Source organism: Actinomadura sp. (genome assembly GCF_044508335.1).
Taxonomy (GTDB): Bacteria; Actinomycetota; Actinomycetes; order Streptosporangiales; family Streptosporangiaceae; genus Spirillospora.
The window spans coordinates 1-16,989 of the sequence record NZ_JBIQHY010000143.1 but is presented as its reverse complement, the minus strand read 5'-3'; the positions used below and the strand labels follow the sequence as shown (position 1 = coordinate 16,989).

The 16,989-nt window shown below is 69.2% G+C and carries 12 protein-coding genes and 1 pseudogene; 10 read left to right on the top strand and 3 right to left on the bottom strand.

Features of this window, described 5'->3' with window-relative positions:
• Positions 1-462: pseudogene (locus ACIWVC_RS30830) on the top strand (hypothetical protein); the annotation flags it as partial.
• 131 nt (positions 463-593) lie between these two features.
• Positions 594-2,714 (top strand): hypothetical protein, encoded by a 2,121-nt coding sequence (locus ACIWVC_RS30825; RefSeq protein ID WP_396452020.1) that lies wholly within the window; start codon positions 594-596, stop codon positions 2,712-2,714.
• A 319-nt stretch (positions 2,715-3,033) separates the two neighbouring features.
• Here ACIWVC_RS30825 and ACIWVC_RS30820 read toward each other — a convergent pair whose 3' ends face one another.
• Positions 3,034-3,510, bottom strand: coding sequence for a DUF4352 domain-containing protein (locus ACIWVC_RS30820; protein ID WP_396452018.1), 477 nt, complete (start codon positions 3,508-3,510; stop codon positions 3,034-3,036).
• A 60-nt stretch (positions 3,511-3,570) separates the two neighbouring features.
• Positions 3,571-4,503 carry an exonuclease domain-containing protein gene (locus ACIWVC_RS30815; protein WP_396452017.1) on the bottom strand — a complete coding sequence of 311 codons (933 nt, stop codon included), beginning with the start codon at positions 4,501-4,503 and terminating at the stop codon, positions 3,571-3,573.
• Positions 4,504-4,635: 132 nt separating this feature from the next.
• Here ACIWVC_RS30815 and ACIWVC_RS30810 point away from each other — a divergent pair, with 132 nt between their 5' ends.
• The 5 genes from ACIWVC_RS30810 to ACIWVC_RS30790 all read left to right on the top strand — a co-directional run bounded on the left by ACIWVC_RS30810 (position 4,636) and on the right by ACIWVC_RS30790 (position 14,888).
• Positions 4,636-6,777, top strand: a complete 2,142-nt coding sequence (locus ACIWVC_RS30810) for an N-6 DNA methylase (RefSeq protein ID WP_396452015.1) — start codon at positions 4,636-4,638, stop codon at positions 6,775-6,777.
• Between the two features lie 79 nt (positions 6,778-6,856).
• Positions 6,857-8,860, top strand: a complete 2,004-nt coding sequence (locus tag ACIWVC_RS30805) for an N-6 DNA methylase (RefSeq protein WP_396452013.1) — start codon at positions 6,857-6,859, stop codon at positions 8,858-8,860.
• The gene (locus ACIWVC_RS30800) at positions 8,857-10,041 is read left to right on the top strand and encodes a hypothetical protein (protein WP_396452011.1); all 1,185 of its coding nucleotides are present in this window, start codon (positions 8,857-8,859) and stop codon (positions 10,039-10,041) included. Before ACIWVC_RS30805 ends, ACIWVC_RS30800 begins: the two co-directional genes overlap by 4 nt.
• A 3-nt stretch (positions 10,042-10,044) precedes the next feature.
• Positions 10,045-13,200, top strand: a complete 3,156-nt coding sequence (locus ACIWVC_RS30795) for a type I restriction endonuclease subunit R (protein WP_396454903.1) — start codon at positions 10,045-10,047, stop codon at positions 13,198-13,200.
• A 113-nt stretch (positions 13,201-13,313) separates the two neighbouring features.
• On the top strand, positions 13,314-14,888 hold the full coding sequence (locus ACIWVC_RS30790; RefSeq protein ID WP_396452007.1) for a protein kinase: 1,575 nt from the start codon (positions 13,314-13,316) through the stop codon (positions 14,886-14,888).
• A 140-nt stretch (positions 14,889-15,028) separates the two neighbouring features.
• Here the strand turns inward: ACIWVC_RS30790 and ACIWVC_RS30785 are convergent, their stop codons facing one another.
• A complete protein-coding gene (locus tag ACIWVC_RS30785) occupies positions 15,029-15,424 on the bottom strand; it encodes an ATP-binding protein (protein ID WP_396452005.1) in 396 nt (131 codons plus the stop codon).
• Positions 15,425-15,565: 141 nt separating this feature from the next.
• Between ACIWVC_RS30785 and ACIWVC_RS30780 the strand changes: the two genes are divergently transcribed.
• From ACIWVC_RS30780 to ACIWVC_RS30770, 3 genes are all read left to right on the top strand, one after another.
• Positions 15,566-16,375: a helix-turn-helix transcriptional regulator gene (locus tag ACIWVC_RS30780; protein ID WP_396452003.1), complete on the top strand. Its 810-nt coding sequence runs from the start codon at positions 15,566-15,568 to the stop codon at positions 16,373-16,375.
• Positions 16,366-16,557 carry a DUF397 domain-containing protein gene (locus ACIWVC_RS30775; RefSeq protein WP_396454902.1) on the top strand — a complete coding sequence of 64 codons (192 nt, stop codon included), beginning with the start codon at positions 16,366-16,368 and terminating at the stop codon, positions 16,555-16,557. Before ACIWVC_RS30780 ends, ACIWVC_RS30775 begins: the two co-directional genes overlap by 10 nt.
• A 200-nt stretch (positions 16,558-16,757) precedes the next feature.
• The gene (locus ACIWVC_RS30770; protein WP_396454901.1) at positions 16,758-16,958 is read left to right on the top strand and encodes a DUF397 domain-containing protein; all 201 of its coding nucleotides are present in this window, start codon (positions 16,758-16,760) and stop codon (positions 16,956-16,958) included.
• Positions 16,959-16,989: the final 31 nt, after the last annotated feature.

Genomic DNA, 16,989 nt, shown 5'->3' with positions numbered 1-16,989 from the left:
CATCAGTGGGGCGGTTTCTGGCCGCCTACGGGGAGCTTTCCACGGCCGCTGTCAGGCTGTGCCGTCGTCCTGCCGCATCCCGGGGCGCCTGAGGACGCCGAGGCGGCTCCGGGTGGGTTCTTGAACTTTCGCAGGCGCTTGCGCTGTATGGCGTGTGGCTTCTTCAAGGACGAGACGGTGGGTTCCGCTGTCTTCGGAGGCCCGGTTGATCCCTACTTTCGGCGGCCGGTGTGGTTGCAGGCGAGTTGCTGCGGACATGTGCTGTGGGCTTATAACGTCCGCCATCTCGATCTGTTGGAAGCCTATGTGGCCGCGAAGCTGCGCGAACGTGGAGATGTCGCGGCGGGCGCTCCGGCGAGCCTGGTGGAGCGTCTCCCCACGTGGCTCAAGGCGGCCAAGAATCGGGCCGAGGTTTTGAGGACGATAAGGCGCTTGCGTTCGACGCTTCCCGCTGAGGCATAGGACCCGCTCCTCCCGTGTTCTTGCAGGCTCGCTCGATCTTCCTATGGCCGCCATGTGATGCTTGGGCTGCGTGAACAGGTCGGGACGGCGGTGGGGCGGGGATGGGCGGACGACGCAGGGGCGGCCGGGGATTGAGGAGATACCGGCTCCACAACCTCGGGCCTTTCGCCGTCACCCAGCTCGTGATCGGCATCGGGTTCCTGATGATCTGGCCCTTCGTCTTCGGCGTCTTGGTGGAGGACGTCACGGCCACCGGGCGCGCCGCGAAAGGCGAGGGGGTTCCCGGCACGTTCACTGCGCTGTCGGAATCGTGCGGGCGCGGCGGGTGCACCTGGTACGGGACGTTCACGACCGACAGCCTCTTCCAGCTGACCCATGGAAGCGTCCAGCTCAGAGGGAAAGGCACCCGTTCCATTGAGGCCGGGGACGCGATTCCCGCCCTCGACGTCGGCTCAGGAGACTTCGTCCAGATGAAGGGCGGGTCGCCGGATTGGGACCACCCGCTCGGCGTCGGGGCCATCGCCGTGGTGGTCGGCGGCCTCGGGGTGGGGCTGAACGCCATGGTGATGTGGGGCGTCTACTGGACGCGGGCCGCTCCCGCGTCGCGCAGGCGGCAGGCGAGCGAACGGGAGGGTTCCCGGCTGGGCCGCCTCGGCGACCGAGACCGGTGGGGCTGGCGGGCGCGGCCGGCCGCGTCCACCGTCCGGGTGAGAATCGCGAGGTCCAGGGGGCGGACGCTGGCCGCGGCCGTCGGTGTGCTCTCATTGGCGGCCTGGCTGGGGCTGTTCATCCTGATCTGGGATGAGTTCAACGAGGAGACCACCCGCGCCGAACTCGTAGGGGCGTTGTGGTTGCCGCTCTTCGCGGCGGTCCTCGTGGGGGTGGCGATCCAGACGCTCAGGCTGGTGCTGGTCCGGCCTCGGCTCTGGGTGACGGACGACGAGATCGTCATCTGGGACGCGCTGCTGCTCTGGAAGGTGCTGCGCGTCCCGCGCACCGCGATCGCAGCGATCCATTACGGCGATGAGCCGCGGCGGCGCCGGATCGAGGACGGCGTAACACAGTTGACGCCGTTCCGGGAAGAACTCAACCTCGTCCTGCAGATGCGGGACGCCATTCCCCTCCCCGCGCGCCGGCTGCGGTGGGGGAACTGGTTCTGGGTCATGCTGACCTTGCGGGATCTGAATCCGCATAGGCCCATGCCTCAGCGGGGACGGCGGGTCCGCTGGCTGTGTCTTCGGGTGAAGGAGCCGCGCAGGGCGGCCACCGACCTCGACCGCTGGCTGGCGGAGGGCGAAGCGCGGCCGGTGCCGGGGTCCGCGCCGGTCGATCACTTCCATTACGCCGCCGCCCGTACGCACCGCGGCACCGGCACTGCGCGCATCAAGATCAAAGGCCGGCTCCCCCAGCCGGTGCTGGCCGAGTTCAGGAACGAAGGCCCCGGGACGCTCCGGGCCTGGCTTCGACGCACCGAGTTCGGCCGCGGCACACCGGTCGTGGTGTGTACCAGGGCAGCGACGATCGTCCTGGACGACCGTCTGGTGTCCGACAAGGCGCTCACGAAGAGGTTCCTGCACGTCGAGGCGGAGGGGCCGTGGACCGTCACGATCTGCGGTCCGGAACGCGGGCGCGGCTTCACCGGCTCGGCCACGGGCAGCGGACACGAGGTGCTCAGCTACCAGGGGCCGCCCGGAATCGCCGTCATGACCTGCCCGGACGGGCAGCCCCACCAGGTGCACCTGCACGGGCCTGACCTGGTCGCGCTCCACGGCTGCGATCCGGTCGTGGCCGGCGCGGTGCCCGGCACGCCATCCCTGCCGAGCCGGAGCACGTTCGCGGTCCCGGCGCAGGCGATACTCCAGGTGAGAACCGCCGCAACGGACTGGCGGATCGAGGTCACGCCTCTCGGACAGGCCGACGACCGCGCCAAAGCGCCGACCGGCCGCGTCCGGCCGTTCGAGCACTCCCTGTCCGGTGACCGGACCGCCGTGGTGCGCTACCTGGGCCCACCGGGACCGGTGCTGTTCCACAGCGGGAACGCGTTCGGCCTCCTCCAACTCGACGACGCCACCCTGATCCCCGTCCGGACGCTCGCCCTCCCGGACGGCGGCCAGGCCGACGGCACCGAGATCCACCTCCGCCCCCGCGCGCTCCTCCAGGTCACCGGAGGCAGCGGCACCTGGTCCTTGAAGGAAGCCCACCTCACGGAAGCAGCAGGCTACGAAGGGCCGTCATCCGCCTCGACGGCGTAGTCCGCCAGCTGAGGGGGCAGCGGCAGGCCGTGCTTCTCGGCGAGGAAGAGCGTCTGCGCGTAGAGACGGGCTTGCTTAGCGACGTCTCCGATGACCCAGGCGTTGGTCTCGCCGACGTCACGATCGACACGACCGGGATCCCCTTGGCCGCCGCCGCGCTCCCAGCTGGTGGTGCAGCGGTGCCCCTCGGGCAGTTCCGCGGCGGCGCTGCGCTTCCGGCGCCCGCGATGCGCGAGCGGCGGTCCCGTCCGGGACGCGCGGCGCCGCCTCGGCCGGCGAGGACCGGGGCCGCGGTCCTCACCGGCCGGCGCCGTCCCGCTCAGGACGCGACCTCGGCGCGGGCCGCCTCGTCGAACAGGGGGTTCGTCATCGCGACGATCTTGGGCCGGAACCTGCCCTTCGCGCACACCAGGCCGGTGGCCTTCTCGCCCGGGGCGAGCTCGGTGGTGGCGATCTGCCCCTCGTAGTCGCCGAGGGCGGTGCTGGTGTCGTGCTTGGTCTTCTTGGTGTCGGTGATCGAGAAGTAGAGCGGGTTGACCTCCAGCTGCTTCTTGGTCTGGTTGGTGACGGTGACCTTGACGCAGGACAGGGCGCCGCCGTCGCTCAGGACGCTCCGCTTCGCGGTCGCCCGCTTGGCGGTCAGCTTGATCGGGAACTTCTCGGCCTTGCCCTCGGCGCCGCTCTTGCCGGCGGACTTGCCGGGGCTCGCCGACTGGACGGCGACCGGGTCCTCCTCCAGGTTGCAGCCGGCGGCGAGGACGGCGACCGCGACGAGGCCGATGGTGATCTTGCGCATGGTGTGCTCCTTGGTGTCAGGGGGTGAGAGCGGAGGCCGGAAGGCCTCCGCTCGGGCGGCTCAGCCTTGGGCCGCCGCGAGCAGTTCGAAGAACTCCTCGTGGTCGATGACGGTGATGCCGTGGCCGCGGTCGCGGAGCCGCTGCGCCTTGGCGTGCTTGCCGGTCGTGGTCGCTCCGGGCGCGAGCCGGTGGGGCTCGACGCCGCCGAGCACCAGCAGGTCGACGAAGCGGGTGACGTCGTCGGCGATGTGGGCTCCGAGGGCCGCGATCCGCCGGGCGGCCTCCGCCCTCGTCATGCCGGGCAGCTTTCCGGTGAAGCAGACGGTGGCCCCGTAGAACGGGTTGTCGGGGTCGGCGCCGGGGTCGGCGGCCGGGGACGGCTCGGGCGGTGCGCCGCCCCGGTGGACGCACCCCCGGCGGACGCCGCCGCGGTAGGAGCCCATCCGGATCCCGTGGGCGGCGAGGAGGTCGCCGAGCCTGGCCGTCCCCTGCCGGCGCAGCGCGGCGATCATCACCTCGGCCGCGGCCCGCGCGTCGGCGGCGGCGTCGTGATGCCGGGGAAGGTCGATGCCGAGGGCGCCGGCGAGCACCGGCAGCTTGTACGACAGCAGGCCGTCCCAGGCGCGCCGCGCGACGACGAGCGTGCATGCGAAGCGGAGGTCGGGGACGGGCAGGCCGACGGCCCGGCACGCGTCGGCGAGCACTCCGATGTCGAAGGCCGCGTTGTGCGCGACGAGCGGGGCGCCGCCCGCGAACTCGACGATCCGCTCCAGCGTCTCGGGCCAGCCGGGGGCGTCCCGGACGCGGTCGGCGGTGATGCCGTGGATGCGGACGTTGCAGGCGTCGAAGTGGTCGTGCCCGGCGGGGGGCTTGATGAACGACGACCACTCTTCGACGATCTGCCGTTCCTTCACCTTGACGAGGCCGACCGAGCACGGGCTTCCCCGCAGGGAGTTCGCCGTCTCGAAGTCGATCGCCACCCACCCGGTCATCCCGTGCTCCTCGCGCCCTGGCCGTCTGAAAGCACCATCATGAGAGCATGCTGTGAAAGCACTGTCAAATGCTTTCGCGGCATTGGGTGGTGTACAGTGGCGATGCTCCCGAAAGCTGACAAGGATGTGCCGATGGCATCGCAGAGCGAGCAGCTGACCGCCGCCGAGATCTCCCGGCTCGCCGGCGTGACGCGCGCGACCGTGAGCAACTGGCGCCGGCGCCACCCCGACTTCCCGCAGCCCACCGGCGGGACGGAGGCCAGCCCGAGCTACGACCGGCAGCAGATCGAGGCATGGCTGGACGCCCGTGGCCGCCTCCCGGCCCGCTCGTCCAGCGACGAGCTACGGGCCCGCCTGCGCGGCCGCCCGCCGGGCGAGATCGAGGCCGTCGCGCTGTTCACGGCGCACCTGGCCGGGCTGGACGCCCGCGAGCGCGCCGCGACCGCGAAGCTGACCGACGGCGAGCTGACCGCGCTGCTCGCCGAAGCCCTCGCCTCGACCGGGTCCGGCGCGACGGACGACGCGAAGACACCCGCGACGGACGACGCGAAGACACCCGCGACGGGTCGCGCGAAGGCGCCCGCGACGGGTCGCGCGAAGGCGCCCGCGACGCTGCTGCGAGCGGCCGCGCAGGTCGCGCACCAGGAAGGCCCGCTCGCCGCCTTCGACGTCCTCGACGAGCACACCGAGGCGCCGATCGGCGTCCGCGGGACGCATCCGACACCGGACGCGCTCGCCGATCTGATGGCCGCGCTGGTGACGACCGGCCACGCGCGCGTCCGCAGCGTCCTCGACCCGGCCTGCGGCGGCGGGCGCCTGCTCGCCGCGGTCGCCGCAGCCCTTGAGCCCGGCGCGGACGTGCGCGGCCAGGAGTACCGTCCGGTCACCGCGGCCCAGGCCAGGGCCCGGCTGGCGGAGGCGGCGCCGCGAGCCTCGGTGGACGTGCGGACCGGCGACAGCCTCCGCGACGACGCCTTCCCCGGCCTGCACGTGGACGCCGTGGTGTGCAACCCGCCCTACGGCGACCGCGACTGGGGCCACGACGAGCTGGCGTTCGACACCCGGTGGGCCTACGGCGTGCCGCCGCGTTCGGAGCCTGAACTCGCCTGGGTCCAGCACGCCCTGGCGCATCTGGCCGAGGGCGGCCAGGCCGTGCTCCTGCTGCCGCCGGCGACCGCGTCGCGGCCGTCCGGCCGCCGGATCCGGGCCGAGCTGATCCGGCAGGGCGCGCTGTGCGGGGTGATCGCCCTCCCCGCGGGCCTCGCCGTGCCGCACCACATCGGGCTTCACCTGTGGATACTCCGGGCCCCCGACGCCGGGCGGCCCGGCCGTGACCTGGTTCTCCTGATGGACGTCTCCGCCGGCGAGGGCAGGGCCGCCGACGCCGGCAAGCTCCACGAGACGATCGCCGGGACGTGGCGGGCGTTCACCGAGACCGCCGCCGAGTTCGCCGAGATCCCGGGAACCGCGCGCGCACTCCCGGCGATCGACCTCCTGGACGAGCTCGTCGACCTCTCGCCCGGACGGCACGTCCGCATCGCGCCCGTGATCACCCCCGACGCGGCCCTGCGCGACGTCGCCCGGCTCATCGAGCGCCTCGAAGCGGACGTCGCCGCGCTGGCCGCCGCGACCGAGATCGGGCCGCTGGCCTCGGCCGGGGAGGCGAGCCGCACCTGGCGAACCGCGACGGTCGCCGACCTGACCCGCGGCGGCGCCCTGGCCGTCCACAAGGGAACGCGGGCCGCCACGACCGACCCCGTGTCCGCCGACCACGCGGACCGGCCCGTCCTGCGGGCGCGCGATCTGATCGGCGGGACGCGGGCCGGCGGCGACGCGCGCGGACTGCACCTGGCCGATCCGATCGTCGTCGAGGCGGGCGACGTCCTGATCACCCAGATCGTCGGCCCGCACGGCGTCGCGGCGCGCGTGGCGGACGAGGAGGACGCCGGATGCCTGCTCGGCAACGGCGTGTTCCTGCTGCGCCCCGACCCGGCGCGACTCGACCCGTGGTTCCTCGCCGGATTCGTCAGCGCGCCCGACAACGTCAGCCAGGCGACGACCGGCAGCTCCACGCAGCAGCTCGTGGCGTCCCGGCTGCGCGTCCCGCTCCTTCCGATCGGCGAGCAGACCGCCTACGGCCGCGCGTTCCGCAAGGTGGACGAACTCCGGAGCACCGCACGGAACGCCGCGAACCACGCCGACGAGGCAGCGGACCTCATAGCCACCACCCTCAGCAGCGGTGCGCTGCTCCCCCCGGGGATCGAGTTGCCATGAGCCGCAGCGCAGGCCGTCCCGCATGCCCCAGACTTGAGAATCCCTGCTCCGCAGGCCGGCGCATCCGGAGGGGAACCCGTTGAACTCGAGCAAGCACACCGAACTGGTCAACCACGCCTGGTCGGTCGCGGACCTGCTGCGCGGCGACTTCAAGCAGTCGGAGTACGGCAAGGTCATCCTGCCGTTCACCGTGCTGCGCAGGCTGGAGACCGTCCTGGAGCCGACCCGGGCGGCCGTCCAGGAGACGGTGGAGCGGTTCAAGGGCAAGGACATGGACACCGACCGGTTCCTCCGCCGCGCGTCGGGCCAGTCGTTCTACAACACCACCGGCTACACCCTCGCGAAGATCGCCAACGACCCGGAGCACGCCGCGACGAACCTCACCATGTACATCGCGGGCTTCTCCCCGAACGCGCGGGAGGTGCTGGAGAAGTACGAGTTCGCCCAGCAGATCAGGCGGCTGGACGGCGCGAACCTGCTCTACAAGGTCGTCGGGCGCTTCGCCGACCTGGACGTCCGCCCCGAGGTCGTGCCCAACCACGCCATGGGCTACTTCTTCGAGGACCTCATCCGGCGCTTCTCGGAACTCTCCAACGAGACGGCCGGTGAGCACTTCACGCCGCGCGAGGTCATCAAGCTGATGGTGAACCTGCTGGTGGCGCCGGACGCGGACGCGCTCAGCGTGCCCGGCGTCGTCCGCAAGGTGCTGGACCCGGCCTGCGGCACCGGCGGGATGCTCAGCACGACGCAGGAGTACATCACCTCGCTCAACCCGGACGCGACGGTCGAGGTGTACGGGCAGGAGCTCAACCCCGAGTCGTGGGCGATCTGCCGGTCCGACCTGATGATCAAGGGGCAGGACCCGGACCACATCGCGTTCGGCAACTCCTTCAGCGACGACGGCCACCGGAACGCCAAGTTCGACTACCTGCTGGCCAATCCGCCGTTCGGCGTCGAGTGGAAGAAGGTCAAGGAGGAGATCGAGCACGAGTACGAGACGCTCGGCGAGTCCGGGCGCTTCGGGGCGGGGCTGCCGCGGATCAACGACGGCTCGTTCCTGTTCCTCCAGCACATGATCTCGAAGATGAAGCCGCGGGAGGCCGGCGGCAGCCGCATCGCGATCGTCTTCAACGGCTCGCCGCTGTTCACCGGCGCCGCGGAGTCGGGCGAGTCCCGGATCCGCCAGTGGATCATCGAGAACGACTGGCTGGAGGCGATCGTCGCGCTGCCCGACCAGCTGTTCTACAACACCGGGATCTCCACCTACTTCTGGATCGTCACCAACCGCAAGCAGCCCGACCACGAGGGCAAGGTCGTCCTCCTGGACGCCCGGGACTACTGGCAGAAGATGCGCAAGTCCCTGGGCGACAAGCGCAAGGAGATCGGCGACGGCCAGGACGGGCGCCCCGACCACATCGGCGAGATCACCCGGCTCTACGGCGACGCCCTGGAGGTCGCGGCCGACCCTGAGCACCCGCTGCACGGCAAGGTCAAGGTCTTCCGCAACCAGGACTTCGGCTACCGCCGCATCACCGTCGAGCGTCCCCTCAAGCTGCGTTTCGAGCTGACCGAGGAGACCTTGGCGGCGCTTGAGGCCGCCAAGCAGGTGCAGAAGCTCGACTACGCCGAAGCTCTCATCGACGCGGTGCGGCCGCTCCTGGGGAGCGGCTGGCCGACCAAGGCGGAGATGCTCAACGCGCTCATGGGCGCGGTCGTGGACGCCGGCCTGCAGTGGCCGCCCGGCGCCGCGTTCGCCAAGGCCGTCCGCGACGCCATCGGCGTCCGCGACCCCGGCGGCGAGACCCAGTACGTGCGCAAGGGCGTCATCGAACCGGACACCGACCTGCGCGACTACGAGAACGTCCCGCTGGACCAGGACGTCGAGGACTACCTCAAGCGCGAGGTCCTCCCGCACGTCCCGGACGCCTGGATCGACCACACCAAGACCAAGATCGGCTACGAGATCCCCTTCACCCGCCACTTCTACGTCTACAAGCCCCCGCGCCCCCTGGCGGAGATCGACGCCGAGCTGAAGGCCCTCGAAGCCGAAATCCAGACCCTCCTCAGCGAGGTCACCGAATGACCGTGGTGCGCATCAAGTCGGCGGTCTCCAACCCGGTGGAGAAGTCGGACGGCACGCCACGCCCCTTCATCGCCTTGGAGGACATTGAGAAGGGCACCGGCAGGCTGCTCACCTCGCAGCTCGCCGTGAAGGCGGCCGGGGACAGCGTCGCCCACCGGGCCGGAGACGTGCTGTTCAGCAAGCTCCGCCCCTACCTCGCCAAGTCGTACATCGCCACCGAGGCCGGCACCGCGACCGGGGAGCTTCTGGTGCTGCGCCCAGGGCCGAGGGTCGCCCCGGAATTCCTCTTCTACCTGACGCTGTCGCGGCCGTGGATCGAATGGGCGACCACGACCGCGTACGGGTCGAAGATGCCCAGGACGTCATGGGAGCTGGTCGCGGAACACCGCGCCTGGCTTCCGTCCGTGGAGGAGCAGCGGCGCATCGCCGGTTTCCTGGACGCCGAGACCGCCCACATCGACCGGCTCGCCGGCGACTACGGCAAGCTGAAGGCGCTGTTCATCGAGCGGCACCAAAGGGTCATCGACTCCAACTTCGAGCCGATCGAAGACACCACGATTCCCCTGAAGTACATGGTCCGCTTCATTGAGGGTCCGGGGATCATGGCGGAGGACTTCCGGTCGTCCGGCGTGCCGTTGGTCCGGCTGCGCGGGCTCAAGGACGGAAATGTCACGCTGACCGGCTGCAACTACCTGGACGCCGCGATGGTCGCCAAAAGGTGGAGCAAGTTCGCTCTCAGGCTCGGCGACCGCGTGATCAGCGGCAGCGCCACCATGGGAGAAGTCTCCTCTGTCACCTCGCCCGAGGTCGTGGGCGCCATCCCGTACACCGGGCTGATCATCCTGCGTCCCACGTCCCCGGAAGTGGACATGGACTACGTCGAGTGCTTCCTACAGTCATCGTCGTTCTTCAAGCAGATCGACGCCCTCAAGGCGGGCGCGGCCATGCAGCACTTCGGCCCCACGCACCTGGCACAGATCAGGATGCCGCTGCCGGACATGGGCACTCAGCTGCAGATTTCTAAGGAAGTGAAACGCGCGACCTCCCAGATGCAGCAGATGAGGGACCTCGTGGACCGGCAGCTGTCCCTGCTGGCGGAGCGCCGCCAGGCGCTGATCACGGCAGCGGTCACAGGGGAGTTCGATGTTTCTACGGCATCCGGTCGTGGGGTTGCGGAGTAGGGCATGAGTCCGGTGCATGACGAGAAGGCGTTCGGGGACGCGATCGTCGCGGCGATGCTCAAGGGCGGCTGGCAGGAGGGCGATCCGCGCGACTACCGGCCGGAACTCGGCCTGGACACCCGGCAGCTCTTCACCTTCATCGGTGCCACCCAGGGCGACGAGTGGGAGCGGCTCGTCATGCTCTACGGGAGCAGCACCGAGGCCGCGCAGGTCGGTTTCGCCAAGCGGCTCGATAGGGCGATCGCGGAAGACGGGGTGCTCACCGTCCTGCGGAAGGGCGTGAAGGATCGGGGCGTCCTGATCCGCGTCGCCTACTTCAAGCCGAACCTCGTGCTGGACGACTCCGCCCTGAACGAGTACCGGGCCAACCGGCTGACGGTCGTGCGCGAGCTGGAGTACGCGACCAAGCAGGCCGACAAGGGCAACCGGCTCGACCTGGCATTGTTCGTCAACGGGATTCCGGTCGCGACGGCCGAGCTGAAGAACCCGCTGACCGGGCAGGGCGTGGAGCAGGCGAAGGAGCAGTATCGGCGCGACCGCGACCCGAGTGAGCTGATCTTCCGGCAGCGGGTGGTGGCGAACTTCTGCGTCGATCCCGACCTTGTCTTCGTCGCGACGCAGCTGCGGGGGCAGAAGACGCGGTTCCTGCCGTTCAACACCGGGTCCGAAGGGCCGGGGCAGCCTGGCGGCGCGGGCAATCCGTCGCCGGTCGAGCCCGGAACGTACGCGACCTCGTATCTTTGGACGCGGATCTGGGAGCCGGAGAACTGGCTGGACATGCTCCAGCGGTTCGTCCACGAGCAGAAGTCCAAGAGCGCCGGCGGCCGCACGAGCAAGACGATGATCTTCCCGCGCTACCACCAGTGGGATGTGGTCAAGAAGCTCACCGCGCACGCCGCCCGCTACGGGGCCGGTCACAACTACCTGGTGATGGCCTCCGCAGGTTCCGGCAAGTCGAACACCATCGCATGGCTGTCGCACCGGCTGTCGTCGCTCCACACGCCCGTGAACGCCGCCGAGCTTGCGCCGGAGGCGGTGGCGAACGGGGTCGAGCCGGGGACGCCGGTCTTCGACAAGGTCGTCGTGATCACCGACCGGCGGAACCTGGACGCCCAGTTGCGGGAGACGATCGGCGCGTTCGAGCAGACCGCCGGGCTCGTGGTGAAGATCGACGAGAAGACCGGCGCGAAGTCCGAGCAGCTCGCCAAGGCGCTGTCCCGGTCGTCCGGGAAGATCATCACGGTGACGCTGCAGACGTTCCCGGCGCTGATCGACTTCTTGAAGCGCAACCCGACCGAGATCGCCGGTCACCGGTTCGCGATCGTCGTGGACGAGGCGCACTCGTCTCAATCCGGGGACGCGGCGACGGCGGTCAAGGCCGCGCTCCGCGACCTGGGCCTGGACGCCGACGACGAGGACGAGGGCGCCACGACGGTCGAGGCCAAGCTGGAGCGCAAGGCCGCGCAGCGCTCCCAGGCGTCCAACCTGTCCTACTTCGCGTTCACGGCGACGCCCAAGAGCAAGACGCTGGAGCTGTTCGGCACGCTGGACACCGTGGCCGGCAAGGCCACGTACCGGCCGTTCCACACCTACTCGATGCGGCAGGCCATCGAGGAGGGCTTCATCCTCGACCCGCTGCGCAACTACGTCACGTACGACACCTATTGGAAGCTCGTCAACAAGAACCCGGACGAGCGGGAGGTCGACCCGTCCAAGGCGAACACGCTGCTGGCGCGGTACGCGGTGACGCACCCCTCGACGGTCGCGCAGCACGCGAAGATCATCGTGGAGCACTTCCGGGCGCACACTCAGGGGCGGCTCGGCGGACGCGCCAAGGCCATGGTGGTGACCGCGTCCCGCAAGAGCGCCGTGCAGATGTCGCGTGCGATCAAACAGCACATCGACGACATGGGATACGGCATCGGCGTCCTGGTGGCGTTCTCCGGCTCCCTCACGTACGAGAAGGAAGAGGTCACCGAGTCCAAGGAGAACGGCGGCCTGCCCGAGGGCGCCCTTCCCAAGGCGTTCGCGTACACGCGGGCCGACGACCTGGCCGCGCATACGGGCGGACGCGGCAAACCCGAATACCGCATCCTCGTCGTGGCCGAGAAGTACCAGACCGGCTTCGATCAGCCGTTGCTGACGACGATGTACGTCAACAAGAAGCTGGCGGGTATCTCGGCCGTCCAGACGCTGTCCCGACTCAACCGAACCGCCGACCGCAAGAGCCAGACCGACCTGGCGGTCGTGGACTTCGTCAACGACGCCGAGGACATCCAAGAGGCATTCCGCCCCTACTACGAGGAGGCGATGACCCTCCCGTCAGACCCGAACCTCCTCTACACCGCGCAGAGCCGCGTCATGTCGGCGCAGATCCTCGTCAACGCGGAGATGGAGGAGTTCGCCCGCGCCTACCTCGAAGCCGAGGAGAGGGCCGCCGGCTCTACGGCACGATGGGAGAAGCTGCACGCCGAGCTGTACCGGCTGCTGAATCCGGCCGTCGTGCGCTTCACCGCGCTGATCGACAGCGAGGACGAGGACGACCACGAGACAGCCGAGGACTTCCGCGCGAACCTCAATGACTATGTGCGGAAGTACGGGTTCCTTTCGCAGATCGTCCCGTATCACGACGCCGAGCTGGAGCGTCTCCACCTGTACGGGAGGCACCTGCTCAACAGGCTCCCGAGGCGCGCTGACGGCGGCGTCGACATCGGCGAGATCGACCTAAGCCACATGCGGGTCGAGAAGACCGGCGAGCACGACCTCAGGCTCACCCCCGAAGGCGCGACGGTGGTGAAGGGATTCGGGGACGGCGCCGGCGGCGCCAAGGAGCCGGAGAAGTCGCGTCTCGCAGAACTGATCGAGAGGTTCAACGCCAAGTTCGGCACGGACTTCACCGAAGAGGACATCATCCAGCCGTTCGAAGAGGCGATGGCCGACCCCAAGGTCAAACAGGCCGCGGTCGCCAACAACGACCAGGAGAACTTCGGGGTCGTCTTCGACAAGGTCTTCGAAGACAAGATGATGGACCACGTCGACTCCATCGCCACCCTCGGCGAGAAGTACTTCGGCTCCGACCCCGAGTTCAAGTCGTCCCTGAACAGCCGCGCCCGACGTGCCGCCTGGCAACTGCTGCGCGAACAGGCCGGCGTCGCCTGATGCCTTCGTCCGTCCAGCCGTCCCCGAGCGAATCGGAGGGCGGCTGGACAGGCCATCTCCGCTCTCGAAACACTTAGCCAGGGCAAACAACGGCGAGTGCACGCGGAGCAGGAATGCCGGTCAGGACCATTGCCGACCGCTATGAACTGATCGAGGAGATCGGGTCCGGCGGCATGGGCACGATCTGGCGCGGCTACGACTCCGTCCTGGACCGCGAGATCGCCGTCAAGGCCATCCGCCCCGAGATGCTGCTCGCACCCGAGCACATCGCCGACCTGGCCGAACGGTTCCGCCGCGAGGCGCGCGTCACCGCCCGCATCCAGCACCACGGCGTGCCCCAGGTGTACGACGCCGTCCTGGACGCAGACTCCGCGGATCGCCTCTACCTGGTGATGCAGTACATCCCGGGCAGGAACCTGCGCTCCTACATCGACCCGGCCGACCCGCTGCCGGTCGCCTGGGCCGCCGCGATCGGCGCGCAGATCGCCACCGTGCTCTCCCACGCGCACGCGATCCCGGTCGTGCACCGCGACCTGAAACCCGACAACGTCCTGGTGACCGATGACGGGACGGTCAAGGTCCTCGACTTCGGCATCGCCGCGATCCTCCGCCGCGACGTCACCAGGATCACCGTCACGGGCAGCCCGATGGGCACCAGCCGGTACATGTCGCCCGAGCAGGTCAACGCCGCGCAGGTGACCCCGCAGAGCGACCTCTACGCTCTCGGCTGCGTCCTGCACGAACTGCTGTCGGGGACGCCCGTCTTCAACGGCAAGAGCCAGTACGAACTCTGGAAACAGCACATCACCGCCGAGCCCAAGCCGCTGCGCAGCCTGCGTCCGGACGTGCCGCCGGAGCTGCAAGAACTCGTCCTGGACCTGCTCGCCAAGAAGCCCGAACAGCGACCGGCCGACGCCTACGCCGTCTACGAGCGCCTGCTCCCGTTCCTGCCGTCCCCCGGCTCGCCGGCGCTCACCACGAGCCCGCGGCTCGGCGAGATGCCCGACCCGACGCTCCTGTACCGGCAGCCGAACGCCCCTCGCCGCCGCCCGCGCCGTCCTGCTCCGGTTCCGGCAGCGCCGCCGACCGTGCCGCACGCACCGACCACACCGCCCACCCAGCTCCAGAACGCCATCGAAGACGCGCTAAAGCGCTCCACGCAGCTCCTCGAATCCGAGCGGTTCGCGCAGGCCGCCGACGCTGTTGAGGCCGTCATCGGCCCGGCCGCCAAGGTGCTGGGTTCCGAAAGCCCGGACCTGCTCAAGCTCCGCTTCCACCGCGCGCTGATCCTCTTCCTCGGCGGGGACTCGCGCACTGCCCTCCCGGAGTTCGACTCCCTGGCCGACGCCTACGCCCGCACCGCCGGGCCGTCCAGCGATCGCGCCCTGGAGTCCCGCCGCTATGCGGCCCACTGCCGCGCCAACCTCGGCCAGAACACCGTGGCGCTCGACCAGTTCCGGCGCCTCCTGGACGACGTAGCCGCCGCCGACAGCCACGCCAGCGAACTCGCCCTCGACATCCGGTACAGCATCGGCATGCTCCTGCTGTCCGCCGACGACCGAGCCGCCGCGGAGAACGTGTTCGAGTCCCTCTACCAGGACCACCTCGTCATCAGCGGCCCCGACGACGAACGCACCCGCGAAATCGCCGACATCCTCACCCGCATCCGCCTCCCCACGTCTCCATAGCGGCACCGGAGCACAGAAAGTGCCCCAATGCGGTCGCGGGCAGCTTTTCGCGCGGCAGCCGATGGTTGAGCGGGCTCGTGAGCACGCATTCCGATGGGTAGCGGAGGGGCGGACGGGAGGGAACGCCCCTCCGCTGGTCTTCAAGTGCGGTCGATGACCGCGAAGACGACCTTGCCGGCCTTGCCCGCGAGCGGGCGGACGCCCCAGCGGCGGGAGAACTGGTCGACGATGAACAGGCCCCGGCCCACCTCGCTGACCATGTCGGCTTCCCGCACGTGCGGCAGGACGCACGTCGCGTCCTGGACCTCCATCCACAGGGCGTCGTCCTCGGTGCGGTCCAGCCGCAGAATCACATCGCCGTCCTTTTCGGACGCGTAGAACAGCGCGTTGGTGACCAGCTCACTCGCCACCAGGCACGGTACGAAGTCGTCCATGCCCCACTGGCCGACGACCAGCCGCACGAACTGCCGGACCTCCGCGACGACCTTGAGGTCCTGCTTCACCACCATCTCGTTCCGCGTCGCCGCCTGGCCCATGACCTCTCCTCACTGTGTGTGGCGAACACCACACATTTAGCAAGGTTCCCAGCTACGATGCTGTTACCGAGCTGGCTTGGTAACGACTGGTGACACACGCACCCTCTCGGCGAGGTACCAAGAAGGGGAAACTTTGCGATCATGCCCCCAAGACGCCAACGCCCCAAGGAGTCCCCCGCCCTGATCGCGTTCGGTGGACAGATGCGCCGAATGCGCGAGGCAAAAGGCATCACCCAACAGTCCATCGCCGACCGCACGAACATCAGCAAGGCTCAGGTGAGCCGTATCGAAAACGGCACCAGGCGGGCTACACGGTCATTCGTGGAGCAGGTCGACCGCATTCTCGGCTCCGACGGAGCCCTGAACAAGCTCTGGGAAGACCTGAACAGGGACGGCCACCCGGTCCCGATCTGGTTCGACTGGCCCAAGATCGAGATGGATGCGGCGATGCTTGTCTCGTGGGAGCCCATGCTGATCGCGGGCCTCGCCCAGACTCCGGCCTACGCGTCCGCCCTCCTGCAAGGCAACGAAGAGGCCGTGGCAGCGCGGCTCGCTCGCCAAGAGATCCTTAAGGGGCGCGACAGACGCACGCCTCCGGAGCTTGTGCTGCTGGTCGACGAGCAGGCGCTTCGTCGTCCGGTCGGCACAGCCGAGACGATGAAGGAGCAGTTGGAACACCTATTGGACCTGAGCATGTTGCCCAACGTCACGGTTCAAGTAGTGTTAGAAAGTGGCGAGCACGATGGCAACATGGGCGCGTTCACCATCGCCACGATGGACGATCGAAGTGAGGTTGCATACGTCGAGACGGCGATTCGCGCCATCACGACGGATGATCCGACGGACTTGTCCGTGCTGGCGCGTACTCTAAACGCTCTTCGTTCACGGGCACTCACCGAAGAGATGTCGCGCGAGTTGATTAGAAAGGTGGTCCGGGAGAGATGGACCTGAGAAACGTCAAGTGGCGCAAGAGCAGCTACACCGGCTCCAACGGCGGCAACTGCGTCGAGTTGGCTGAAGTGGCCGGCTCGGTGGTCGCGGTGCGGGACAGCAAGGACCCGGACGGCCCCGTCCTCCTGCTCACCCGCACCGCCCTGCGAACCGCCGTCCAAACTGTGAGAGACGCCCACTGATCATCCGACGTCACCACCCGGCTCCCGACCTACCGAGCAGCAGCCATAGAGGGCAGAGCGATCACAAACAAGCCAGCCGTCCGGCATCACCACTAACAATCCGGCGGGATCTGTCCAACCTCACGAACCCCTAGTCGTGCACCTCATCAGGTGCTCACGCAGGCAACATCACGTGAACTGATCCGAAAGGTCGAGGAGAGATGGACCCGACGAACACCACGTGGCGCAAGAGCAGCTACAGCGGCTCTAACGCCGCCGAGTGCGTCGAGCTGGCGAACGTGGCTGGGGCGGCCGGTTCGGTGGTGGCGGTGCGGGACAGCAAGGACCCGGACGGTCCCGTCCTCCTGCTGACCCGCACCGCCCTGCGTGCCGCCGTCCGAGCCGCCACCGACACCCACTGACCAGCCCACCGCCCGGCTCACCGAGCAGCGG

What these genes read in the sequence shown, in the direction of transcription:
- ACIWVC_RS30810 (WP_396452015.1), top strand. Translation starts at nt 4,636, where the DNA reads ATGGCATCGCAGAGCGAGCAGCTGACCGCCGCCGAGATCTCCCGGCTC.
- ACIWVC_RS30820 (WP_396452018.1), bottom strand. Translation starts at nt 3,510, where the DNA reads ATGCGCAAGATCACCATCGGCCTCGTCGCGGTCGCCGTCCTCGCCGCC.
- ACIWVC_RS30815 (WP_396452017.1), bottom strand. Translation starts at nt 4,503, where the DNA reads ATGACCGGGTGGGTGGCGATCGACTTCGAGACGGCGAACTCCCTGCGG.
- ACIWVC_RS30800 (WP_396452011.1), top strand. Translation starts at nt 8,857, where the DNA reads ATGACCGTGGTGCGCATCAAGTCGGCGGTCTCCAACCCGGTGGAGAAG.
- ACIWVC_RS30780 (WP_396452003.1), top strand. Translation starts at nt 15,566, where the DNA reads ATGCCCCCAAGACGCCAACGCCCCAAGGAGTCCCCCGCCCTGATCGCG.
- ACIWVC_RS30790 (WP_396452007.1), top strand. Translation starts at nt 13,314, where the DNA reads ATGCCGGTCAGGACCATTGCCGACCGCTATGAACTGATCGAGGAGATC.
- ACIWVC_RS30770 (WP_396454901.1), top strand. Translation starts at nt 16,758, where the DNA reads ATGGACCCGACGAACACCACGTGGCGCAAGAGCAGCTACAGCGGCTCT.
- ACIWVC_RS30795 (WP_396454903.1), top strand. Translation starts at nt 10,045, where the DNA reads ATGAGTCCGGTGCATGACGAGAAGGCGTTCGGGGACGCGATCGTCGCG.
- ACIWVC_RS30785 (WP_396452005.1), bottom strand. Translation starts at nt 15,424, where the DNA reads ATGGGCCAGGCGGCGACGCGGAACGAGATGGTGGTGAAGCAGGACCTC.
- ACIWVC_RS30775 (WP_396454902.1), top strand. Translation starts at nt 16,366, where the DNA reads ATGGACCTGAGAAACGTCAAGTGGCGCAAGAGCAGCTACACCGGCTCC.